Raw genomic sequence first — 20,902 nt, 5'->3', positions numbered from 1 at the left:
AGATTGTGGCCCTCTATTGCGGCAGAGTTCAAGGGTATTCTCCGCACCAAGTGCGGATCTTAAATCTCCTATACGCCGCAATAGCTTGGATTGTGTCGCTACGGGGCGTCAGTTCGCCGCCAGCCAGCGGTCCATTTCGGGCAACCGGTTGGCGATGACCTCGACGCGGTAGCGGACGGCGGCGACGGACTTGTCGAGCTCGCTGCGGCTGGAGGCCGGGACGCTGGCGGCGAAGCGGGTCAGCTTGTCGATCATCGCCGGGTCGCGCGAGCTCTGGGCCAGGCGGGCGAAGTAGGAGGTCTGGCTGCTGGGTTCCAGGAACGGCTGTAGCCGGGCGCGGTTGGCGAGCGCGAAGTCGAAGGCCTTGTCCGGGAACGGGTTGGAAACCGCCCCGAGAAGCAGCGGAACCTCGGTCGCGCTGGGTTCGCCGCTGAGCGCCAGGGCCAGCGCCCGGTCGGCCAGGGCCGGGTCCAGGGCCGAGCCCAGGTAGCCATAGAGGCGGGCGCGGTCGGTGATGTCCTTCGACTCCCGGGCCTTGCGGTGGAGCGTGTCCCAGGTCGCGGCGTCGGCGTTGGCCGCGACGATGGACAGCACCGTGCGGCGACCGGTCCCGGTCAGGCTGTCCGGGTCGGTGAGCCAGCGCTCGAAGCGCCGGCGCGCCTCGGCGAGGACGGCCGGGTCGCCGAGCGCGCCGAGGTTTTCCAGGATGGCGCGGCGGGTGACGGCGTCGTTATCGGCCTCGCCCGGCTTGGGGTCCCAGCCGAGCCGCTGGGCCACCGGGCCGAGACGCCCGCGGGCGAAGGCGCGGAAGGCGGCCTGGTTCGGCCGGCGGTCGTACAGCCAGTCGATGGCCGACAGCTGGTCGGAGAGGGTGTTCAGCACGATGGGATCGCCGTCGGCCGGGGCGTTCTTGGCCAGGGCCAGGAAGTCGCTCATCGGCACGATGCCGACCTCGCCCAGGGCGCGGCTGTCGTAGAGCAGTCCCAGCTGGTCGGCCGGCGGAAGCTGGGCGTAGCGCGGCGCCAGCCTGGCCCACAGGTCGGTCGAATAGGCGGTGCGGAAATAGCTGGTCTGGCCGGCATTGACGACCGCGGGGGCGGCGACGTCGGCGGTCTTCGGCGCGCCGGCGGCGACGACGCCCTGCCAGGTCCTGCCGTCGAGCGAGGTCACCGTCACCGGCGCACGCCAGGTGCGCGGCGTGCGCTGGCCAAGGTCGGCGCCGAAGCGGTCCTGGTTCAGGACCACGCCGCCCGGCCCGGCGGTCGCGCGGATCAGCGGCACGCCCGACTGCAAGGTGAAGTCATGGGCGATGGCGGTGATCTTCTTCGTCGAGACCTTGTCGATCTCGGTCCACAGGTCGTCGCTGACGGTGTTCCCGTAGGCATGGGCCTTGATGTAGTTGCGCACGCCGGCCCGGAAGGCGGCCTCGCCGGTGTAGGCCTCCAGCATGCGGATCACCGCCTGGCCCTTCTGGTAGGTGATGGCGTCGAAGGCGCTGGACGCGGCGAACACGTCGCGGATCGGGGTGACGATCGGGTGCGTGCCGGCCCGGCTGTCCGTGCGCATGGCCCCCTGCTGGCCGGCCTGGGTGGAGAGCCAGACGTTCCACTCCGGGTGGAAGTGGTCGGTGGCCTTGTTCTCCATCCACGAGGCGAAGCCCTCGTTGAGCCAGAGGTTGTCCCACCAGTCCATGGTCACCAGGTCGCCGAACCATTGGTGGGCCATCTCGTGGGCGACGACGGTGAAGACGTTTTGCCGGTCGGTCTCGGTGGACAGCTTCGGATCGATCAGCAGGGCGTAGTCGAAGTAGAAGATCGCCCCCCAGTTCTCCATGGCGCTGAAGAACTGGCTGTTGCCGGGCCCGGCCACCAGGTCGAGCTTGGGCAGCGGGTAGGGCGTTTCGAAATACTCATTGTAGAAGCTGAGCAGCTTCACCGCGGCGTCGAGAGCGTACTGGCCCTTGGCCGCGTCGCCCCTGCGCACGATGACGCCGACGTCGGTCTTGCCGACCATCTGGTGGATGCGCTAGAAGTCGCCCAGCCCCATGAACAGCAGGTAGGAGCTCATCTTCGGGCTGTCTGCGAAGCGGACGCTCTGCAGCCCGTCGGCGGCCGGGGTGGTCTGGGCGACCGGCATGTTGGAGACGGCCATCTGGCCGGCCGGGGCGTCAACGGTCAGCGCGAACACCGCCTTCACCCCGGGTTCGTCCCACAGAGGGGCCAGGCGCCGGGCGTCGGAGTTTTCGAACTGGGTGTACAGGGCGCGCTGCTTGCCGGCCTTGCCCTCGTAGTCCAGGGCGAACAGGCCGGACGCCTGCTCATAGATCTTGCCCGTATAGGCGATGGAGAGGGTGTAGCGGCCGGGCGCCAGGGGCTTGGCGAAGACGAAGGCGGCGGTCTGCCGACCGGGGTCGAGGACTGTGCGGGGCGCGGCCTTGGCCCCTGACAGGCTCACCGCCTTGAACTCGAGGTCGGCGGCGTTGAGCACGATCCGGTCGGTGGCCTTCAGCACGGTGAGGGCGATCTTTTCCCCGCCCTTGAAGGTCAGGTGGTCGGCGTCCGGGGTGATGTGGATCTCATAGCGGTCGGGCCGGACGTTGGTCGGCAGGACGATGCGGGCCGGGGTGGCCGCCCGGGTCTTGGCCTTCGCCGGCGCGGCGGCCCAGGCGGGCGAGGTCAGCGCGACTAGCGCGGCGGCGAACACGGCAAGGAATTTCATCGATCGGGACTCAACGCGGCAAAAATGAGCACGCACCTTAAGGTCATGGGGCGCCGTCCGCTAGACGGGGAGCCGACCGTTCATCTCATCGCCGGCGTCCTTTGGCAGACGCGCGAACCAGAACAGCGAGACCAGGGTCAGTCCGCCGATCACGGCGAAGGCCGGGGCCACCGAGCCAGCGGTCAGGTGGGTTTCGCCACGCCAGCGCATCAGGAAATGCAGCAGGGTGGCGGCCAGGCCGATGCTGACCGACTGGATGAACTGCTGCGCCATGGCGGCGGTGGTGGTCCCTCGGCTCATCTGCGACTGCTCGATGTCGGCATAGGCCATGCCGTTCAGGCTGGTGAACTGCAGCGAGCGGAAGAAGCCGCCCACCGCCAGCGCGACCATGATCAGCCAGTGCGGGGTCTCGGGCTTGAACAGCGAATAGACCATGAAGGTCGCCGCGCAGATCACGCCGTTGACCAGCAGCACCTGCCGGAACCCGAAGCGGCGCAGGATCGGCGGCGCGGTGGTCTTCATCACCAGGGCGCCGACCGCGGATATGAAGGTCATCATCCCGGCGGCGAAGGCGGTCATGCCGAACCCCACCTGCAGCAGCATGGCCAGCAGGAAGGGGGTCGCGCCGGGCACCAGGCGGAAGAATGACCCGCCCAGCACCGAGGCCTGGAAGGTGGGGATCCGGAAGATCGACAGGTCGACCACGGCGTTGGGCGTGATCCGCGCGTGGGCGCCGTAGAGGCCCAGGAAGGCCAGGCCGCCGGCGAACAGCCCGGCCACCGCCAGGGGCGGCAGCACGTCGCGGCCCAGGTTCTCGAAGCCGAAGATCAGGCCGGCCAGGCCCAGGCCGGTGAGCGCCATGCCCAGCCAGTCGATCGGCTGCACCTCCTGCTCCCGCACATTGGGCACGAAGGCGCGGACCAGGAACAAGCCGACGATGGCGATCGGCAGGTTGAGGAAGAAGATCCAGCGCCAGCTCACGAAGGTTACGATCGCGCCGCCCAGCACCGGCCCGACCACCGGCCCCAGCAGCGCCGGCATCGTCACCACGGACATCGCGCCCACCAATTCGGACTTGGGCGTGGTGCGCAGCAGGACCAGGCGGCCGACCGGCCCCATCATGGCGCCGGCCATCCCCTGGAACAGCCGCGCGGCGATCAGCTGGGGCAGGCTGCCCGCGAACCCGCACAGCGCTGACGACAGGGCGTACATCACCATCGCCAGCATGAAGATGCGCCGCGCGCCGAAGCGGTCGGCCATCCAGCCGGAGATCGGCAGGAACACCGCCGAGGCCAGCAGGTACATGGTGATCGCCAGGTTGAGCCGGAGCGGCTCCACGTGCAGGGCGCGGGCCATGGCGGGCAGGGCGTTGTTGATCGAGGTGGCGTTCAGGGTCTGCATCAGCAGCGCCGAGCCGATGATCGCCGGCACCACCCAGCCGCGGGTGAAGCGCGCGGCGTCGACCGGGGCGGTCTCCGGCTGCGGGACGACCTCGAGGGTTTCGTCGCTGGGGCTCATCGGTCGGCCGCCAGCGCCAGCAGGGGTTCGGCGGCGGCGGCCAGGGCGGCGCGCTCGTCCGGCGAGAGGCGGGCCAGGCGCGCGGCCAGCCAGTCGTTGCGCTCGCGCCGGATGATCTCGAGCTTGCGCGCGCCGGCCGCCGTGACCGTGAAGCCAGAGCGGCGGCCATCCTCGGCGTCGCCGCTGCGCGCCACCAGGCCCGCGGCCTCCAGGCGCTTGATATGGGCGCTGATGGTCGGGCGCGAGGTGCGCTCGGCGTCGGCCAGGGCGCTGACCCCCGCGCCGGGGTGCTTGCGGATGTAGCCCAGCAGCAGGGCGTCCTGGGCCGAGAGGCCGGCCTTCTGCGCCTCCTGCCGCAGGCGGCGCGAGACGCGCAGGATCGCGGGCCGCAGCGCCTCGGCCAGGTCGATGACGTCAACATGGATGAGAGGGTCTGGCACGCGCGTCCTAGATAGTTAGGTTGGCGAACTATCTAGTCTGCGAGCGGTCCAAAGGCAAGGCCCGCCCCCTTGCGAGGGCGGGCCTGCTTACGCTCTCCTCGGCACTGAGGTCAGAGGACGCCCAGCATCTCGGCGACCAGGGGGTGGCGGACGATGTCGCGGTCGGCGAGGCGGACGACGGCGATATTGGCCACGGCTTCCAGGCGGGTGGCGACAGGGCCCAGGCCGGAGAGCTCCGGCAGCAGGTCGGACTGGTTGGGGTCGCCGGTGACCACCATGGTGGAATTCCAGCCCAGGCGGGTCAGCAGCATCTTCAGCTGGCCGTAGGTGCAGTTCTGCGCTTCGTCGATCACCACGAAGGCGTTGTTCAGGGTACGGCCGCGCATGAAGCCGACAGGGGCGATCTCGATGGCCCCTTCGCCCATCAGGGCCCGGACCCGCTTCATCGACAGGCGGTCGGAGAGCGCGTCGTAGAGCGGGCGCAGGTAGGGGGCCAGCTTGTCCTCGGCGTCGCCGGGCAGGAAGCCGATGGATTCGCCGGCCTCGACGGCGGGACGGGACAGGACGATGCGGCCGACCCGCCCGGCCTCCAGCGCCTCCACCGCCTTGGCGATGGCAAGATAGGTCTTGCCGGTGCCGGCCGGTCCCAGGGCCAGGACCAGGTTCTTGGCGTCGACGGCGTCGATCAGTTCCTGTTGTCCGGGGGATTTCGCCTTGATGGTCTTGAGATAGGCTTGCTCGCGATCGTCGTTGTGATGGTTGAGGGGGGACCAGGCTCTGTCCAGCGGCAGCCGGCGGATCTTATCGTCCCCCTCGAACTGTCCCACGTCGAACGCGCCTTCGCGCAGTTGTCGCTTCAGGGCTCGCTTGGTCATCAAAAGCCTCCGTAGGGGCAAGAAAAAAGGGCGTCCCGGAACTGGGAGCGCCCTTAACAATGCGGGAGAGAACGATGCGGCGGCGTGCGGAACGCCCCAAGACAATAGGAGCCCGGGGCTCTTTTGTTGCGGGTTCGGGCGAAATCGCCCGTGGGAACAACAGACTTGGCGCCATCCACCCCGTCCAGCGCGAAGACACGGAGGCGGCGCCTCCGTGGCGGCTTTCCAGAAGGCTATCGCCCTCTCGAATCGCCCGACTAGAATGAGCCTAGCGACCTTTACGACTCGTTAAAGGCCGGATCGACATAAGCAATGAGGTGGGAAATTGTCCGTCTACAACTTAGGTAATGTGACACCTGAATTACCGAACGATGACGAATACTGGATTGCGCCGACCGCAGCGGTTATGGGGCGGGTGATTCTGAAGAAGAACGCCTCGGTCTGGTGGGGTGCGACACTTCGCGGCGACAACGACCCGATCGTGATCGGCGAGGGGTCGAACATCCAGGACGGCAGCGTCTGCCACACCGACACCGGCTCGCCGCTGATCATCGGAGCCAATGTCACGGTGGGGCACATGGTGATGCTGCACGGCTGCACGATCGGCGACAACAGCCTGGTGGGGATCGGCTCGATCGTGCTGAACGGGGCGAAGATCGGGAAGAACTGCCTGATCGGGGCCGGCAGCCTGATCTCCGAGGGCAAGGAGATCCCGGACAATTCCCTGGTCATGGGCGCGCCGGGCAAGGTGGTGCGCGAACTGAGCCTGGAACAGGCGGCCCGGATGGCCCTGGGCTCGGCGCACTATGTGGAGAACTGGAAGCGGTACCGGCGGGAGCTGACGCAGGTCTCTTGAGTCATCCCTGCCCGGAAGAGCGGGGGTGACGAACCGGGGCGGAGGGGCGGCGCGGCCCCGCCCTCAGATCCCCGGGTCGAAGGCGCCGTCGAGCCAGGCGAAGATCTGTTCGGCGGCCTGTTCGGGGTCGATCGCCGTGGTGTCGATGTGGATTTCCGGGGCTTCCGGCGCCTCGTAGGGGCTGTCGATGCCGGTGAAGTTCTTCAGTTCGCCGGCGCGGGCCTTGGCGTAGAGGCCCTTGACGTCGCGCCGCTCGGCCTCGGCCAGGGGGGTGTCGACGAACACCTCGACGAACTCGCGCTCGCCCAGCAGCTCGCGGGCCATGGCGCGTTCGGCGCGGAACGGCGAGATGAACGAGACCAGCACGATCAGGCCGGCGTCGACCATCAGTTTCGATACCTCGGCCACGCGGCGGATATTCTCCACCCGGTCCTGGTCGGTGAAGCCCAGGTCGCGGTTGAGGCCATGGCGAACGTTGTCGCCGTCGAGCAGGTAGGTGTGCCGGCCCTCGGCGGCGAGGCGCTTTTCCACCAGGTTGGCGATGGTCGACTTGCCCGAGCCGGAGAGGCCGGTGAACCAGACCACGCGCGCCTTCTGGCCCTTGGCGGCCGAGCGGGCGGCCTTGCTGATATCCATCGCCTGCCAGTGGATATTCTGGCTGCGGCGCAGCGCGAAGTGCAGCATGCCGGCCCCGACCGTGCGGTTGGAGACCCGGTCGATCAGGATGAAGCCGCCCAGGTCCTTGTTCTGCGCATAGGCGTCGAAGGCGATGGGGGCGGCCAGCGAGAGGTTGCAGACCCCGATCTCGTTCAGCTCCAGCCGCTTGGCGGCCAGCTTCTCCAGGGTGTTGACGTTGACCTTGTGCTTGGGCTCGGCGACCTGGGCCGAGACCGTGCGGGTCCCCAGCTTCAGCAGATAGGGTCGGCCGGGCAGCAGCGGCTCGTCGTCGAACCAGACGATGGTGGCCTCGAACTGGTCGGCGACCTCGGGCGGGGCGCCAGCCACGGCAAGAACATCGCCGCGCGAGACATCGATCTCATCGGCCAGGGTGAGGGTCACCGACTGGCCGGCCACGGCCTGGGGCAGGTCGCCGGTGAAGGTGACAATGCGCGCCACCGTGCTCTCGCGGCCGGACGGCAGCACCTTGACCCGGTCGCCGGGCCGGATGACGCCGGAGGCGATCAGGCCGGAAAAGCCGCGGAAGTCGAGGTCGGGGCGGTTGACCCACTGGACCGGCATGCGGAACGGCTTGCCCTGCAGGTCGTCCTCGACCGGGGCGTCCTCCAGCCAGCGCAGCAGCGGCGGGCCGGAATACCAGGGCGCCTTCTCGCTGGGCGCAGTGATGTTGTCGCCCTTCAGCGCCGACATCGGGATGGCGGTGAAATCCTTGATGCCGATCTGGGCGGCGAAGTCGTGGTACTCGGCCACGATGGTGTCGAAGACGTCCTGGCTCCAGCCCACCAGGTCCATCTTGTTGATCGCCAGCACCACGTGGCGGATGCCCAGCAGGCTGACCAGATAGCTGTGGCGCCGCGTCTGGGTCAGCACGCCCTTGCGCGCGTCGATCAGGATGATCGCCGCGTCCGCCGTCGAGGCGCCGGTGACCATGTTGCGGGTGTACTGCTCGTGGCCAGGCGTGTCGGCGACGATGAACTTGCGCTTGTCGGTGGAGAAGAAGCGGTAGGCGACGTCGATGGTGATGCCTTGCTCGCGCTCGGCGGCGAGCCCGTCCACCAAGAGGGCGAAGTCGATGTCGCCGCCCTGGGTGCCGACCCGCTTGCTGTCCGCTTCGAGGGCGGCGAGCTGGTCCTCGAAGATCATCTTGCTGTCGTAGAGCAGCCGCCCGATCAGGGTGGACTTGCCGTCGTCCACCGAGCCGCAGGTCAGGAACCTGAGCAGCGACTTGTGCTGGTGCTGGTGGAGATAGGCCTCGATGTCCTCGGCGATCAGGTCCGAGACGGCCATTTCGAACTTGGCCATCAGAAATACCCCTCCTGCTTCTTCTTCTCCATGGAGGCGGCCTGGTCGTGGTCGATGACCCGCCCCTGGCGTTCGGAGGTGGTGGCCAGCAGCATTTCCTGGATGATCAGCGGCAGGGTGTCGGCGGTGCTCTCGATGGCGCCGGTCAGCGGGTAGCAACCCTGGGTGCGGAAGCGGATCGACTTCATCGTCGGGACCTCGCCCGGCAACAGCCGGAAGCGCTCGTCGTCGACCATGATCAGGTTTCCGTCGCGCTCCACCACCGGGCGCTCGGCGGCGAAGTAGAGCGGCACGATCGGGATGTCCTCCAGGTAGATGTATTGCCAGATGTCGAGCTCGGTCCAGTTGGAGATCGGGAAGGCGCGGAAGTTCTCTCCGGGCCCCTTGCGCGTGTTGTAGAGCCGCCAGAGCTCCGGGCGCTGCATCTTGGGGTCCCAGCGGTGCTGGGCCGAGCGGAACGACAGGATGCGCTCCTTGGCGCGGGACTTCTCCTCGTCGCGCCGGCCGCCGCCGAAGGCCGCGTCGAATCCGTATTTGTCGATGGCCTGCTTCAGCCCCTCGGTCTTCCACATGTCGGTGTGCAGCGAGCCGTGGTCGAAGGGGTTGATGCCGCGCGCCTTCGCCTCCGGGTTCTGGTGGACGACCAGCTCCATGCCGCTCTCGCGCGCCATCCGCTCGCGCATCTCGTACATGGCCCGGAACTTCCAGGTGGTGTCGACGTGCAGCATCGGGAACGGCGGCTTGGACGGGTAGAACGCCTTCTGGGCCAGCCGCAGCATGACCGCCGAGTCCTTGCCGATGGAATAGAGCATCACCGGGTTCTCGCACTCGGCCACCACCTCGCGGAAGATGTGGATGCTCTCGGCTTCCAGCCGCTGCAGGTGGGTGAGGATCTGCGTGGACAAGGTCTGGGGGGACAAGGCGGCGTCCGGTTTGACGGGGCGGGGCAGGACACGCGTGTCCATGAGCGAACCTTACTATGGATATCTGAAAGGCGCGGACGGCCCAGGCTGGAACGCTGAGTTAGCGGCCCCCCGGGGGCCGCACAAGGCGAGCCGCCCCCAGGAATTCTTGGGGCGACGACAGGGGAGATGGACGTGGCCCAACCCTCTTGGCGGTCGCAGGGTCGCATGTCACAAGCGGACGCGGCGGAAGCGCGTACCCGTTTTTCGAGCCGGAACACCGGCGGGGACGGGCCGTTAGGGGCAGACGATCGATGACCACGACCCAGGTGACGGCCGCGCCGAAGGCGGCCACCGGCTACAGCTATTTCGTCGTCGGCTTCCTGGCTGTGGTCTACACGATGAACTTCCTTGACCGGCAGATCGTCTCGATCCTCGGCAAGCAGATCTCCGCCGAACTGCACCTGACCAAGACCCAGTTCGGCCTCCTGGGCGGCACCTTCTTCGCGGTGCTCTACACCACCTGCGGCATCGCCGTGGCCTACATGGCCGACCGGATGAGCCGCAAATGGATCATCGCGTTCGCGTGTGCGATCTGGAGTGTGTTCACCGCGCTCTGCGGCACGGCGCAGACCTTCACCCAGATCCTGTTTTACCGGATGGGCGTGGGCTTCGGCGAAGCCGGCGGGTCGCCGCCGTCCTATTCGCTGATCTCCGACTATTTCCCGGCCAGTCAGCGCGGAACCGGGCTGGCGATCTATTCGCTGGGCGTCCCCCTGGGCTCGATGATCGGCGCCTTCGCGGGCGGCAAGATCGCCGTGGCCTACGGCTGGCGGGCGGCGTTCTACGTGGTGGGCGCGCCGGGCATCGTCCTGGCGATCCTGATGCTGCTGCTGGTGCGCGAGCCCAGGCGCGGCGGGCTGGACGCCTATGCCGACGGCGCCACCGAGCACCCGCCGGCCCCGCCGCTGCTCGACGCCGTGGCCGGGTTCTTCGCCAACCGCACCCTGGTGCTGACCGCGATCTCCAGCGGCCTGTCGGCCTTCGTGGGCTATGCGGGCCTGGTCTGGAACCCGCAGTTCCTCGAGAACGTCAAGCACATGAGCGAGAGCGACGTGGCGGTCTATTACGCGCTGGTCCTGGGGCTGACCGGCGTGATCGGCACCTTCGGCTCGGGCTGGTTCGTGGACCGGCTGGGCCAGAGGGATCGCCGCTGGTTCGCCTGGCTGCCGGCCGCGGCGTTCGCGCTGTCGATTCCGTTCTGGCTGGCCCTGCTGTGGGCGCCGACCTGGCAGATCTCGATCCTGTGCCTGGCGGGGCCGCTGTTCCTGAACAACATGTACCTGGCCCCGGCGCTCACGGTCGCCCAGAACGCGGTGTCGCCGGCGCGGCGGACCATCACCGGGGCGATCCTGCTGTTCGTGCTGAACCTGGTCGGCCTGGGCGCGGGGCCGGTCTATGTGGGCTGGGTCGCGGACCGGATGACGCCGGCGCATGGCGAGGCGGCGCTGGCCTATGGCTACGCTGCGGTGATCCCGTTCATCGTGCTGACCATCGCCGCCCACGTGGCCGCCTCGATCTCCATCGGCCGCGACAAGCGCCTGGCGGCGGCCCTGGGCTAGATTTTCCGGGCTGACCGGCTGCCGGCGCCATAGGCCGGTTGGCCTTCCCAGCGCAGGGCGTCGCGCACGATCTCGTCCAGCGAGGAACAGGCCGGCTCCCATCCCAGGAGCTCCCTCGCCCGGGTCGGGTCGGCGACCAGGCTGGTCGGATCGCCGGCGCGGCGCGGGCCTGTCGCGTGTGGCACCGGGCGGCCGAGCGCGCGCGCGACGGCCTGCACGACCTCGCGGACGGAGCGGCCCTGGCCGGTGCCGATGTTGACGGCCTCGAAGGCGCACGCCGCCAGATCGACCTCCAGCGCCGCGATGTGGGCGGCGGCCAGGTCGTTCACATGAATGTAGTCGCGCAGGCAGGTGCCATCGGGCGTGTCGAAGTCGTCGCCGAAGATCGTCAGCGGCTTGCCGTCGCCCAGGCCCGCCGCGATCGCGAGGGGAATCAGGTGGGTCTCCGGCTCATGCGCCTCGCCGATGATGCCGGACGGATCGGCGCCGGCGGCATTGAAATAGCGCAGCGCCACCGCGGACAGGCCATAGGCGCGGCACTGGGCCGAGATCATCCATTCGCAGGCCAGCTTGGTGTCGCCATAGGGGCTGGACGGCGCCTTGCGGGCAGCTTCCGGGATGGTCTCCAGCGGGCCGATACCGGCCTGGCCATAGACGGCGGCGCTGGAGGAAAACACCAGCCGCGCCACGCCATGCTCGCGCATCGCGGTCAGCAGGGAGGTCGTGCCGGCGACGTTCACCTCCCAGAACAGGTCGGGGCTGGCCACCGAGCGGCCGACCTCTATCAGGCCGGCGAAGTGGATGACCGCCTCGACGCCATGGGTTTGCATCGCACGCCTGAGCGCCGCCGGGTCGCGGATATCGCCCTCGACGAGCTCGCCCCAGCGGGTCGCCTCGCGAAAGCCGGAACTCAGGTTGTCGAACACGACCGGCCGATAGCCGCGCGCGCTGAGCGCCTGGGCGGTATGGGCGCCGATATAGCCGGCGCCGCCGGTGACGAGGACGGACGCCCCGGACGCAACGCGGGTCATGGGGCGGTGGCCTCCGGCGCGTTGCGGCCGCATTCGGCCAGGTTCCAAACGCTATGCATCTGTGCACATGCCTTCGATCGAGCTGGGGTTCAGGGGCGTCGGGCCAGGAGTCGCAGGGAGTCGGCCGCGCGCCAAAATCGCATCAGATAGAGCATGCGCAGCGCGCTCAGCCGGTCGCGGCCCGCGGTCAGCTTTGGCGTGGAGAACGGCCGCGCCGTCTGGGCGATGGCTGAAAGCGGCATGGCGAGCGCCTTGACCAGCCATTTGACCCGCCCCATCCGCTCGGTCCGCGCCAGCCCGAACGCTTCCTCGTTCAGCCGCGACCATTTGCGAACGATCTCCGTCCAGGTCCGCCGGGCGGGATGGCCGACCCGCGCGTCCGGGGCATATCCAATGCGATAGCCGGCGGCGCGCGCGCGGTGACACCAGTCGAGATCCTCGGGCACGCCGACGCGAAAGCCGCCGACGGCCTCGAAGACCGCCCGCGCGCAGAACAGGTTCGCGGTCACGGTGAAGCCCTTGCGGATCACATAGTGGCGATTGTCGAAGGCGAAGACCCGTTCGAACGCCTCCGCGGGGGTCATGTCGGCTTCGTCCGCGACCAGCACCTGCATCGCCCCCCCGACGATGTCGACGTTTTCGAGTGCGGCCAGACCTTCGGCCAGCCACTGGGGTTCCGGAATGCAGTCGGAGTCCGTGAAGGCCAGCAGGCGGCCCGTGGAGGCGGCGACCCCGCCGTTGCGCGCCGGTCCCGCCCCCTGCTCGGTCACCACCGCCAGTTTCGCCCGACCGGCGACGACCGCGGCCACCGCGGCCTCGCCCTCCGGCGAATTGTTGTCGGCGACCACGACCTCGAAGCGGGCGCGCGGATAGGTCTGGAGGTCCAGCGCCGCCAGGCAGACCCGCAGCCCGTCGAGGTCACGGTAGTGGGGCACGATGACGCTGACGAGCGGCAGGGCGTCTGGCGTCGCGGATGACATTCGGCCCTCGCGGCAATCGGTTCGACAGAGGGCTTAGGCATAAACCCTGCACAGCTCGTAAATCGAGACCGAGCTGCAGGCCGCGCTCATCTAGCGCTTGTCGCAGCCGGGGTCCTTGGACCCCCGCTTGCCGCCGCCGCTTTCCACGATGTTGCCGCAGCGCACCACGCCGGTGTTCTTCGCCAGGTTGATGTTGGCCATGAACGGGGCGTCGGGCAGGCTGGCGACCCGATTGTTGCGCACCGTGATGTCGGTCGCGCCGGACACGCCGATGGCGTTGCCGCCGCTCATGGTGATCTGGTTATCTTCGATCAGGACCCGCGCGAAGCCGCCGTCGTCGTGGACCTGGCCGTCGACATAGGTGCGCACGTGGTTGCCCAGGAAGACGCCCTGCATCTTGCCGTCGACGCGGTTGTTGCGGATCTCGAGATCCGAACTGGGCGGAGCCGGGGTGGTGGAGCCGGGATAGAAATACCGCGACCACACCTGGATGCAGTCGGGGTGCTCCTTTCCGGTGATCAGCGTCGTGTGGCAGTAGACCCGGCTGATTTTCGCGCCCCACACCTGGCCCAGGTCCATGCAGTCGCTGCGCATGAAGCCGCATTCGATATTGTCCACCGTCACCCGCGACGAGAGGCCGAACAGCAGGGCGTTGCTGAAGCCGGTGAAGACGCTGTCCTTCACCACCAGATCCTGGCATCGCAGGAAATTCACACCGTAGCCATCGCCCGGTTGATAGGGCTGGCCGGGCGCGTCATTGAACGGCCCCACCACCTTGGCGTTGTGGATCGCGATCCGGCGACAGTCCGTGCCCGGCGTTCCGTCCGCGTTGCGCGAGCCCTCGAACGCCACCGCCGAGGTCCAGCGCGGTCCATTGTTGCGGTTCTTCCAGGTTCCCCCCTCGATGGTCAGGCCCGATACCCCGCGGGCCGTCCAGTTGATCAGGGTGGCCCCCTTGGCCTCCAGCGTGATGGGGTTGTCGGCGCAGGCCTTCGGCGTCAGCACGCGTGGGCCATATTCCTCGGCGGCCAGGGTGAGCGTGGAGCCGCAGCCGGCGGCGGTCCAGGTCGAGTCGAAGGTCGCGGGCGTCGCCGACCGGTTGGCCGCGGCGCTGCAGTGGCTGCTCAGCAGCGGTGCGATGGCGCCCAGCAGGACAAAAAGGCTTCTCATGGACCTGAACTCCTGGCCGCGCATGGCGCGGGGGCTGGCGGCTGGCTATAGTTCAACCCCAAGGGGTGTCTTGAGAGCCCGGGGGAAAGCGCACAATGGGTAAGCAGTTGCTGGCCGGCCTGCCATGGTTTCTGGGCGGGTTGATCGTTGGTGGGGTCATGCTGTACGGCGTCATTCGCGCCCTGGGCCTGATCCTCACGATGCTGACCTAGCCTAGTCACGACCGGATTGCGGCGCGACAGAGGCCGCCGCGAACGTTCGGCCTTGAGTGTCCGAAAACCGCGAGACTTGGCGCCGCCGAGCGCCCATCTTCCGGCCCATGGACATGGATTTCGAAGCCTGCCGCCGCGCCTTCGTCACCCGCGACCCGCGGTTCGACGGGCGCATCTTCGCCGGCGTGAAGACCACCGGCATCTACTGCCGGCCGATCTGCCCGGCGCGCACGCCCAAGCCGCAGAACATGACGTTCTATCCGACGGCGGCGGCGGCCCAGGAGGCGGGCTACCGGCCCTGCCTGCGCTGCCGGCCGGAAGCCTCGCCGGATCTTGGCGCCTGGCGCGGCACGTCGAATACCGTGTCGCGCGCCCTGGCGCTGATCGAGGGCGGGGCGATGGACGCCGGCGACGTGGAGGCGCTGGCCTCGCGGCTGGGGGTCGGCGAGCGGCAGCTGCGCCGGCTGTTCCGCCAGCATCTCGGCGCCTCGCCGGTCTCGGTGGCCCAGACGCGCCGCGTGCTGCTGGCCAAGCAGCTGATCCAGGAGACCCGCCTGCCGATGGGCGAGGTGGCGCTGGCGTCCGGCTTCGGCAGCGTGCGGCGGTTCAACGAGACCTTCCAGCAGCTGTTCGGCCGTCCGCCGGGCGACCTGCGCCGCAGCCACAAGGCCGAGACCCCCGCCGCCGACGGCATCACCGTGCGGCTGCCCTACAAGCCGCCCTACGACTGGGAGGCCATCGTCCGCTTCCTGACCGACCGGGCGATCCCCGGCGTCGAGCGGGTGGAGCCCAGGCGCTACGCCCGCACGCTGGAGATCGACGGCGCGCGCGGGGTGGTGATCGTGACGCCGCGCAAGGACGGGGCGCTCTGCGCTGAAATCCACTTCCCGAAGCTGCAGGCGCTGCCGGCGGTGATCGCACGCATCCGCCGCGTGTTCGACCTCTCCGCCGACCCGACCCTGATCGGCGCGCACCTGAGCCAGGACCCGGCGCTGGCGCCGCTGGTCGCGGCCCGGCCCGGCTTGCGCGCGCCCGGGGCTTGGGACGGGTTCGAGCTGGCTGTGCGCGCCATACTGGGCCAGCAGATCACGGTCGGCGCAGCCCGCGGCCTGGCGGCCAAGCTGGTGGCGGCCTATGGCGAGCCGATCGACGATCCCGCCGCTGCCGAGCTGGGCCTGACCTGCGTGTTCCCGACGGCGGCGCGGCTGATCGGCCAGGATATCGCGGCGCTGGGCATGCCGCGGGCCCGCGGGGCGGCGCTGGAGGCGCTGGCCCGCACGGTCGCGGCCGATCCGACCATCTTCACCCCCCGCGCCGACCTGGCGAGCGCCATCGCCGCGCTGAAGGCCCTGCCGGGGGTGGGCGAATGGACGGCGCAGTACATCGCGCTGCGCGAACTGCGCGAGCCCGACGCCTTCCCGGGCGCCGACATCGGCCTGATGCGGGCCATGGCCGATGGCGATGGGGTCCGCCCGACGCCCGACCAGCTGCTCGCCCGCAGCGCGGCCTGGAGGCCCTGGCGGGCCTATGCCGCGCAACATCTCTGGGCCGCCGATCCGGGCCTCGCCCCGGCGAAGGCGGCCCCCGCAAAAAGGACCAAGACCGATGACCGCCGCGCCGCCTGAAACCCTGACCCTCGAACGCATCGCAACGCCCATCGGCACGGCCCTGGTGGTCACCGACGAGGCCGGCGTGCTGCGCGCGTTCAACTGGACCGACTACGAAGCCGCCATGCTGGGGTGGATCCGCCGCCGCTATCCCAAGGCGGCGCTGTCGGAAGGGCGAGGTCCGCTCGGCCCGGTGTTCGACGCCTACTTCGCCGGCCGGATCGACGCCTTCGAGACCGTCGCCTGGGAGGGTGCGGGCACCGCCTTCCAGCGCCAGGTCTGGGCGGCGCTCTGCACCATCCCGGCCGGCGAGACCTGGAGCTACGCGCAGCTCGCCGCGCGGATCGGCCGGCCGACCGCGGTGCGGGCGGTCGGGCTCGCGAATGGCTCGAATCCCGTCGCCCTGGTGGTGCCGTGCCATCGGGTGATCGGCTCCAACGGCGCGCTGACGGGCTACGGCGGCGGCCTGTCGCGCAAGCGCTGGCTGCTCGAACATGAAGGCGCGCGCTTCCGGGAGCAGGCCGCGGCCTGATCGCCGGCGGCATAAATGCGACGGGAACGCTTCCCCGGTAGCTTTGGCTTTACATCCTTGTGCAAGGCCATTGATGCATGGTCACCCGACCGCGCGACGCCGCCTGTCCTGTCCGCCCTGGAGTAAACCCGGATGATCGAGCCGAAGCCCTCCGAACCGGCCGAGCCCCGCGTCGCCACGATCCAGTCGATCTATGAAGACAAGCCGGTCAGCTATTTCGCCAATGCGCGGGCCGACATCGTCGCGATGCTGCCGACCGGTCCCGACTCCGCGATCCTGGAGCTGGGCTGCGGGGCCGGCGGTACGGGCCGCGCGGTGCTGGAGGCCGGGAAGGCCGGGCGGTACGTGGGCCTCGAACTCAGCCCCGTGGCCGGCGCGGCCGCCGCCGAGCACCTGAGCGAGGTGCTGGTGGGCGACGTGGAGGCCCTGGACCTGGCGCCGCTGCAGGGCGCCTTCGACGCCCTGATCGTCAGCGAGGTGCTGGAGCACCTGACCGACCCCTGGACCACCCTGAAGCGCCTGGCCGGATGCCTGAAGCCGGGCGGCCGAGTCTATGCCAGCTCCCCGAACGTCGCCAACTGGAAGGTGATCCGCGGCCTGCTGCGGGGCCGGTTCGACTATGCGGACAAGGGGGTGATGGACCGCACCCACCTGCGGTGGTTCACGCCCGACACCTACGCCGACCTGTTCCGCAGCGCGGGGTTCGAGGTCCTGGAATGCCGTCCGGTGACGCCGCTGCGCTCCAGGTCGCTGGTCCTGGACCGGATCACCGGCGGCCGCCTGCGCCACCTGCTGTTCACCCAGATCATGGTCGTCGCCCAGCGCCCCGGCGCCGCCTGAGTCCGCGTGAGATCCAGACTCCGCCAGACCTTTGAAGTTTCAAGGCCTTCGCCGGGATGAGCGGTGTTGAGTGAGGACCCTTAGGCCGGCGCCTCGAAGCCCAGGCGCACGGCGATCGCCGACGGATCGTCGGTGGGCTCGGTCGGGCGTGCCTTGCCGCGATGCTTGCGGCGGATACGCAGGTCGCGCAGTAGCAGCGTCAACGGCGAGCGGGTGATCGGGCAGACCAGGTTGGGGATCGGCAGCTGGGCGCGCCACTTGCGCTGCATGTACCGGTAGGCCTTGCGGTAGCCGCCATCGAGGGCGACGACGGCGCGGCTGTGGTGGATTGCCGGTGCGTCGATCACATAGCTGCCCAGGCCACGCGCCCTGGCGATCTGGACCGCGTCGGCCGCGTAGAGGTGGAAGCCGGGCAGGTCCTCGTCGAAGCGAAGCCCGGACGCGCAACGCACGAAGATCAGCATCTCGTCCAGCGTCTCGACCGCCACCGGTGCGGCCGGCCGCTCGCCCAGGAGCTGGCCCAGACCCGAGGACCAGGTGCGGCCGTGGAACACCTTCTGGGCGTCCAGCCCGGTCACGCCGGCAAGCGCCCAGCTGGGCTGCAGGGCGTCGAGACGACGCAGTTCTGCGCGCGCGTGCTCGAGGAACCCGGCGGGCAGGTAGACGTCCTGATGGGCCAGGACGAGGACATCCGCGGCGGTGTCTGCCAGCGCGCGGTTGTAGGCCTGGCTGGCCGAGCGACAGGCCTCGTAGGTGCGCAACGTCAGCGCGCCGGACGCGATGTCCGGTGAGCGCTGCAGGCAGTTGGCGAGCACGCCGCGGCTGTTGACCGCGGCGGCGACGTCGATCGTGGGGCTGGACGTCGCGGCGGCGGGCATGGGTCTTTCCGTGATGGTGGCGGCGCGGGTCATGACGCCCGCCTGAGCCGGCCGCCCACCTGGTCCAGGGCGCGCAGTTTGAGCTCCGGCGGCAGATTCATCCAGCTCAGCACGGTCGCGGCCGACAGGGTTCCCGCGGCCATGAGCCACCAGACCGGCTCGTGCAGGGTGGCGAACTGGCAGACCACCAGCGCCACGCACAGGATGGCGAAATTGAGCAGCAGCAGCACCGCGTGGTGATAGCGCCGCTTGGCCGCGAAGCCGAGCAGGAGGTAGTCGACGATGCAGCGGCCGCTATAGGCCAGGGCGCATCCCAGCAGGCCGAAGTACTTCATCCCGCCGTAGAGCCCGGCCAGATAGAAGGGGATCTCCAGCAGGTGCATCTTGGGTGGCAGGTCAGGACGGCCGGACGACTGCAGGAAGATGAAGGGGATCAGGGCGAAGGCGTTCGCCCAGAACCCGACGAACAGCACCCGGCCGATCGGCGCCGCCTTGGTCGCCAGATCGGCGCCGACCCAGACATGCAGGAAGGGCTCCAGCGCCAGCACGCCCAGCAGCACCATGGGACTGACGACGCAGGCCAGGGTCTGGGTGGCCCGCTGGGCCAGCACGTCGCGGGTGGCGTCGTCGCTGGCGGCCATGCGCGGGAAGAGCGCGTTGGTCAGGGCGCCGGGGACGATGGCGATCCGCTGGGCGAGCTGGAAGGGCACGGTGTAGACCGCCAGCTGGGCGGCCCCCAGGATGGCGCCGATGGCGAACCGGTCGACGATGACCAGCACCGGCCCGACGATGGAGGTCAGGTTCACCCAGCCGCCGAACTTGAGCAGGAGCGGGATCTCCTCCGGATGGAACTTCGGACGCACGCCTTTGAGCAGTTCCTGGTGGCAGCGGAAGGCCAGCACCACGATCGCGAACACCCGCGCACCGACCGCGGCGGTCAGCAGCAGCGGCAGGTCCGGCCCCAGCATGTAGGCCGTGGACAGCGGCAGCAGCTGGAACAGCGCGGTCGAGAGCACCGAGATGATGTTGGTCTCGAGGAACTTCTCCCGGCCCTGCATGGCCCCGGTCAGGACGCCCGTCACCGTGGCGATCGGCACCGAGGCGGCCAGCATGGGAACCCCCCGGAGGATCTCGGGCCGCAACGACTCCCTGACCTTCAGCACATGCTCGAAGAAATATCCGGCGGCGAACCACAGAACGACGCCGCCGACCAGCCCGATGGCGGCGTTGACGCACAGCGCCGACCAGAACGTCGCCGCGCGGGCTTCGCGTGAGGCATCGCGCAGGGACGCGACCCGGAACGAGGTCGCCCGCCCCAGCCCTAGGTCGAAGAGCCCGAAATAGCCCAGCAGCAGCCAGGCGATGGCCAGGACGCCATACCGGTCGGGCCCCACCTGCTTCAGGTACAGGGGCACGGTCAGCAGCGAGAGGCCGATCGGGATCAGCGCGCCGATCAGGTTGTAGCTCGCGTGACGCTTGACGCTCAAGATGACACCCAGGTTGGCCCGGTCTCTGTACGACGGACTTCGAATGGTGAGGAGGCTACGGGCGAAGAATGCCGTCCGGGCCAGTCAAGCCGACCATGTCGCCAAATTCTTTCACAACATTGAAAGCGTAACGCATGCGGAACGAGCTCCGCCGAACGTACCGGCTGCGACAAAGTATCCATGAATTGACACACGACTATATTGCTAAGGCAACCAAGTAAGACCTGATATTTTGAGGTGGTGTTTGCAAATACAAGACCGTTCCAGGTGGTATCTAGGGTTAATCGCAGTGAAACCATCTCTCTTAGGTGGCCTCTAATCTCTGAAACCTAAGTTCCTTGTCGATGGGCGTCCCTAACCGAGGCGCACGGGCAAAAAAATAAGGAACTTGGCGTGGCAACTATCAACGTGAGCAGCACCGCTTCGCTGACCAGCGCCCTAAAGGCCGCGGTCGCGGGCGACACGATCAAACTGGCGGGCGGCACCTACAACGGCCTCAACGTCGGCAACCTCTCCTACGGCACGGGGATCACGATCACCTCGGCGGATGCGTCGAAGCCGGCGATCATCACGGATTTCAGCCTGGCGAACATGCATGGCGTGACGTTCAGCAACGTCCAGATGGCGACCGTGGATCATCCGGACGTGATCGCCGCCGACACCGGCTACTTCGCGTTCAAGGTCAGCAAAGGCAGCAGCGACATCAGCTTCGACCACGTGAATTTCCACGGGTCGGTGGATGGCAACGCGGCCAACGACGTGATGGGCCTGCAGATCCGCGACAGCAGCAACATCTCGGTCACCAACTCCGAGTTCCACGACCTGGCGCGGGCCATGGCGGTCGGCCAGACCGACAACATCAAGATCGCCGGCAACAACGTCCACGACCTGCGTTCCGACGGCTTCGACTTCGCTGAGGTCGGTCATATCTCGATCACCGGCAACACCTTCCGCAATTTCACGCCCACCGCCGGCGACCACCCGGACGCGATCCAGTTCTGGACCTCCGGCACCACCACCGCCTCGCATGACATCAATATCTCGGGCAACGTGATCGCCCGGGGCACCGGCGAGTACACGCAAGGCATCTTCCTGCGCGACCAGGTCGGCACCCTGCACTACGAGAAGGTGACGATCTCCGACAACCTGATCGTCGGCACCGGCTACAGCGGCATCCGCGTCCAGGGCGCCAACGGCATCACCATCAGCAAGAACGAGCTGGTCTCCTTCGACGGCGACAACAAGACCTACATG

18 protein-coding genes are annotated in these 20,902 nt (G+C 68.6%); 6 read left to right on the top strand and 12 right to left on the bottom strand.

From position 1 onward, the window contains the following. Positions 1 to 108 precede the first annotated feature (108 nt). From Q0R13_RS12935 to Q0R13_RS12915, 5 genes are all read right to left on the bottom strand, one after another. A complete protein-coding gene (locus tag Q0R13_RS12935; protein ID WP_293904522.1) occupies positions 109 to 2,013 on the bottom strand; it encodes a M1 family metallopeptidase in 1,905 nt (634 codons plus the stop codon). Between the two features lie 12 nt (positions 2,014 to 2,025). Continuing rightward, on the bottom strand, positions 2,026 to 2,718 hold the full coding sequence (locus Q0R13_RS12930; protein ID WP_293904520.1) for a hypothetical protein: 693 nt from the start codon (positions 2,716 to 2,718) through the stop codon (positions 2,026 to 2,028). A 60-nt stretch (positions 2,719 to 2,778) separates the two neighbouring features. Beyond that, positions 2,779 to 4,236 (bottom strand): MFS transporter, encoded by a 1,458-nt coding sequence (locus Q0R13_RS12925; protein ID WP_293904518.1) that lies wholly within the window; start codon positions 4,234 to 4,236, stop codon positions 2,779 to 2,781. Further along, positions 4,233 to 4,676: a MarR family transcriptional regulator gene (locus Q0R13_RS12920; RefSeq protein ID WP_293904516.1), complete on the bottom strand. Its 444-nt coding sequence runs from the start codon at positions 4,674 to 4,676 to the stop codon at positions 4,233 to 4,235. The genes Q0R13_RS12925 and Q0R13_RS12920 overlap by 4 nt, the downstream gene beginning before the upstream one ends. Before the next feature lie 110 nt (positions 4,677 to 4,786). After that, positions 4,787 to 5,551 (bottom strand): PhoH family protein, encoded by a 765-nt coding sequence (locus tag Q0R13_RS12915; protein WP_293904514.1) that lies wholly within the window; start codon positions 5,549 to 5,551, stop codon positions 4,787 to 4,789. A gap of 325 nt (positions 5,552 to 5,876) precedes the next feature. Between Q0R13_RS12915 and Q0R13_RS12910 the strand changes: the two genes are divergently transcribed. Next, positions 5,877 to 6,407 (top strand): gamma carbonic anhydrase family protein, encoded by a 531-nt coding sequence (locus tag Q0R13_RS12910; protein ID WP_293904512.1) that lies wholly within the window; start codon positions 5,877 to 5,879, stop codon positions 6,405 to 6,407. Positions 6,408 to 6,470: 63 nt separating this feature from the next. Here the strand turns inward: Q0R13_RS12910 and cysN are convergent, their stop codons facing one another. Together cysN and cysD are read right to left on the bottom strand one after the other, a co-directional pair. Further along, entirely contained in the window at positions 6,471 to 8,372 is a 1,902-nt protein-coding gene (cysN, locus tag Q0R13_RS12905; protein ID WP_293904565.1) for a sulfate adenylyltransferase subunit CysN, read from the bottom strand. Between the two features lie 14 nt (positions 8,373 to 8,386). Further along, entirely contained in the window at positions 8,387 to 9,307 is a 921-nt protein-coding gene (gene cysD, locus Q0R13_RS12900) for a sulfate adenylyltransferase subunit CysD (protein WP_293904510.1), read from the bottom strand. A gap of 296 nt (positions 9,308 to 9,603) precedes the next feature. On the opposite strand from cysD, the gene Q0R13_RS12895 reads away from it, so the two are divergent. Next, positions 9,604 to 10,911, top strand: coding sequence for an MFS transporter (locus tag Q0R13_RS12895; protein WP_293904508.1), 1,308 nt, complete (start codon positions 9,604 to 9,606; stop codon positions 10,909 to 10,911). Here the strand turns inward: Q0R13_RS12895 and galE are convergent. From galE to Q0R13_RS12880, 3 genes are all read right to left on the bottom strand, one after another. Then, on the bottom strand, positions 10,908 to 11,942 hold the full coding sequence (gene galE, locus Q0R13_RS12890; protein ID WP_293904506.1) for a UDP-glucose 4-epimerase GalE: 1,035 nt from the start codon (positions 11,940 to 11,942) through the stop codon (positions 10,908 to 10,910). The two genes, Q0R13_RS12895 and galE, sit on opposite strands and share 4 nt — an antisense overlap. A gap of 89 nt (positions 11,943 to 12,031) precedes the next feature. Beyond that, the gene (locus Q0R13_RS12885) at positions 12,032 to 12,922 is read right to left on the bottom strand and encodes a glycosyltransferase (protein ID WP_293904505.1); all 891 of its coding nucleotides are present in this window, start codon (positions 12,920 to 12,922) and stop codon (positions 12,032 to 12,034) included. A 90-nt stretch (positions 12,923 to 13,012) separates the two neighbouring features. Next, a complete protein-coding gene (locus tag Q0R13_RS12880; RefSeq protein ID WP_293904503.1) occupies positions 13,013 to 14,092 on the bottom strand; it encodes a right-handed parallel beta-helix repeat-containing protein in 1,080 nt (359 codons plus the stop codon). A gap of 325 nt (positions 14,093 to 14,417) precedes the next feature. On the opposite strand from Q0R13_RS12880, the gene Q0R13_RS12875 reads away from it, so the two are divergent. The 3 genes from Q0R13_RS12875 to Q0R13_RS12865 all read left to right on the top strand — a co-directional run bounded on the left by Q0R13_RS12875 (position 14,418) and on the right by Q0R13_RS12865 (position 17,283). Then, positions 14,418 to 15,929: an AlkA N-terminal domain-containing protein gene (locus Q0R13_RS12875; RefSeq protein ID WP_293904501.1), complete on the top strand. Its 1,512-nt coding sequence runs from the start codon at positions 14,418 to 14,420 to the stop codon at positions 15,927 to 15,929. Next, positions 15,910 to 16,443 (top strand): methylated-DNA--[protein]-cysteine S-methyltransferase, encoded by a 534-nt coding sequence (locus Q0R13_RS12870; RefSeq protein WP_293904499.1) that lies wholly within the window; start codon positions 15,910 to 15,912, stop codon positions 16,441 to 16,443. Before Q0R13_RS12875 ends, Q0R13_RS12870 begins: the two co-directional genes overlap by 20 nt. Before the next feature lie 132 nt (positions 16,444 to 16,575). After that, a complete protein-coding gene (locus Q0R13_RS12865; RefSeq protein WP_293904497.1) occupies positions 16,576 to 17,283 on the top strand; it encodes a bifunctional 2-polyprenyl-6-hydroxyphenol methylase/3-demethylubiquinol 3-O-methyltransferase UbiG in 708 nt (235 codons plus the stop codon). Between the two features lie 80 nt (positions 17,284 to 17,363). Here Q0R13_RS12865 and Q0R13_RS12860 read toward each other — a convergent pair whose 3' ends face one another. Both Q0R13_RS12860 and Q0R13_RS12855 read right to left on the bottom strand, forming a co-directional pair. Further along, positions 17,364 to 18,194, bottom strand: a complete 831-nt coding sequence (locus Q0R13_RS12860; protein WP_293904495.1) for a hypothetical protein — start codon at positions 18,192 to 18,194, stop codon at positions 17,364 to 17,366. Next, complete coding sequence (locus Q0R13_RS12855; RefSeq protein ID WP_293904493.1) at positions 18,191 to 19,648, bottom strand: flippase; 1,458 nt, start codon at positions 19,646 to 19,648, stop codon at positions 18,191 to 18,193. The genes Q0R13_RS12860 and Q0R13_RS12855 overlap by 4 nt, the downstream gene beginning before the upstream one ends. Positions 19,649 to 20,056: 408 nt before the next feature. Here Q0R13_RS12855 and Q0R13_RS12850 point away from each other — a divergent pair. Beyond that, on the top strand, positions 20,057 to 20,902 hold an 846-nt coding region (locus Q0R13_RS12850; RefSeq protein ID WP_293904492.1), incomplete at its 3' end, for a right-handed parallel beta-helix repeat-containing protein.

The organism is Phenylobacterium sp. (assembly GCF_025351295.1).
Lineage (GTDB): Bacteria > Pseudomonadota > Alphaproteobacteria > Caulobacterales > Caulobacteraceae > Phenylobacterium.
The sequence above is the reverse complement of the archived record's forward strand: the minus strand, read 5'-3'. Positions and strand labels throughout refer to the sequence as shown.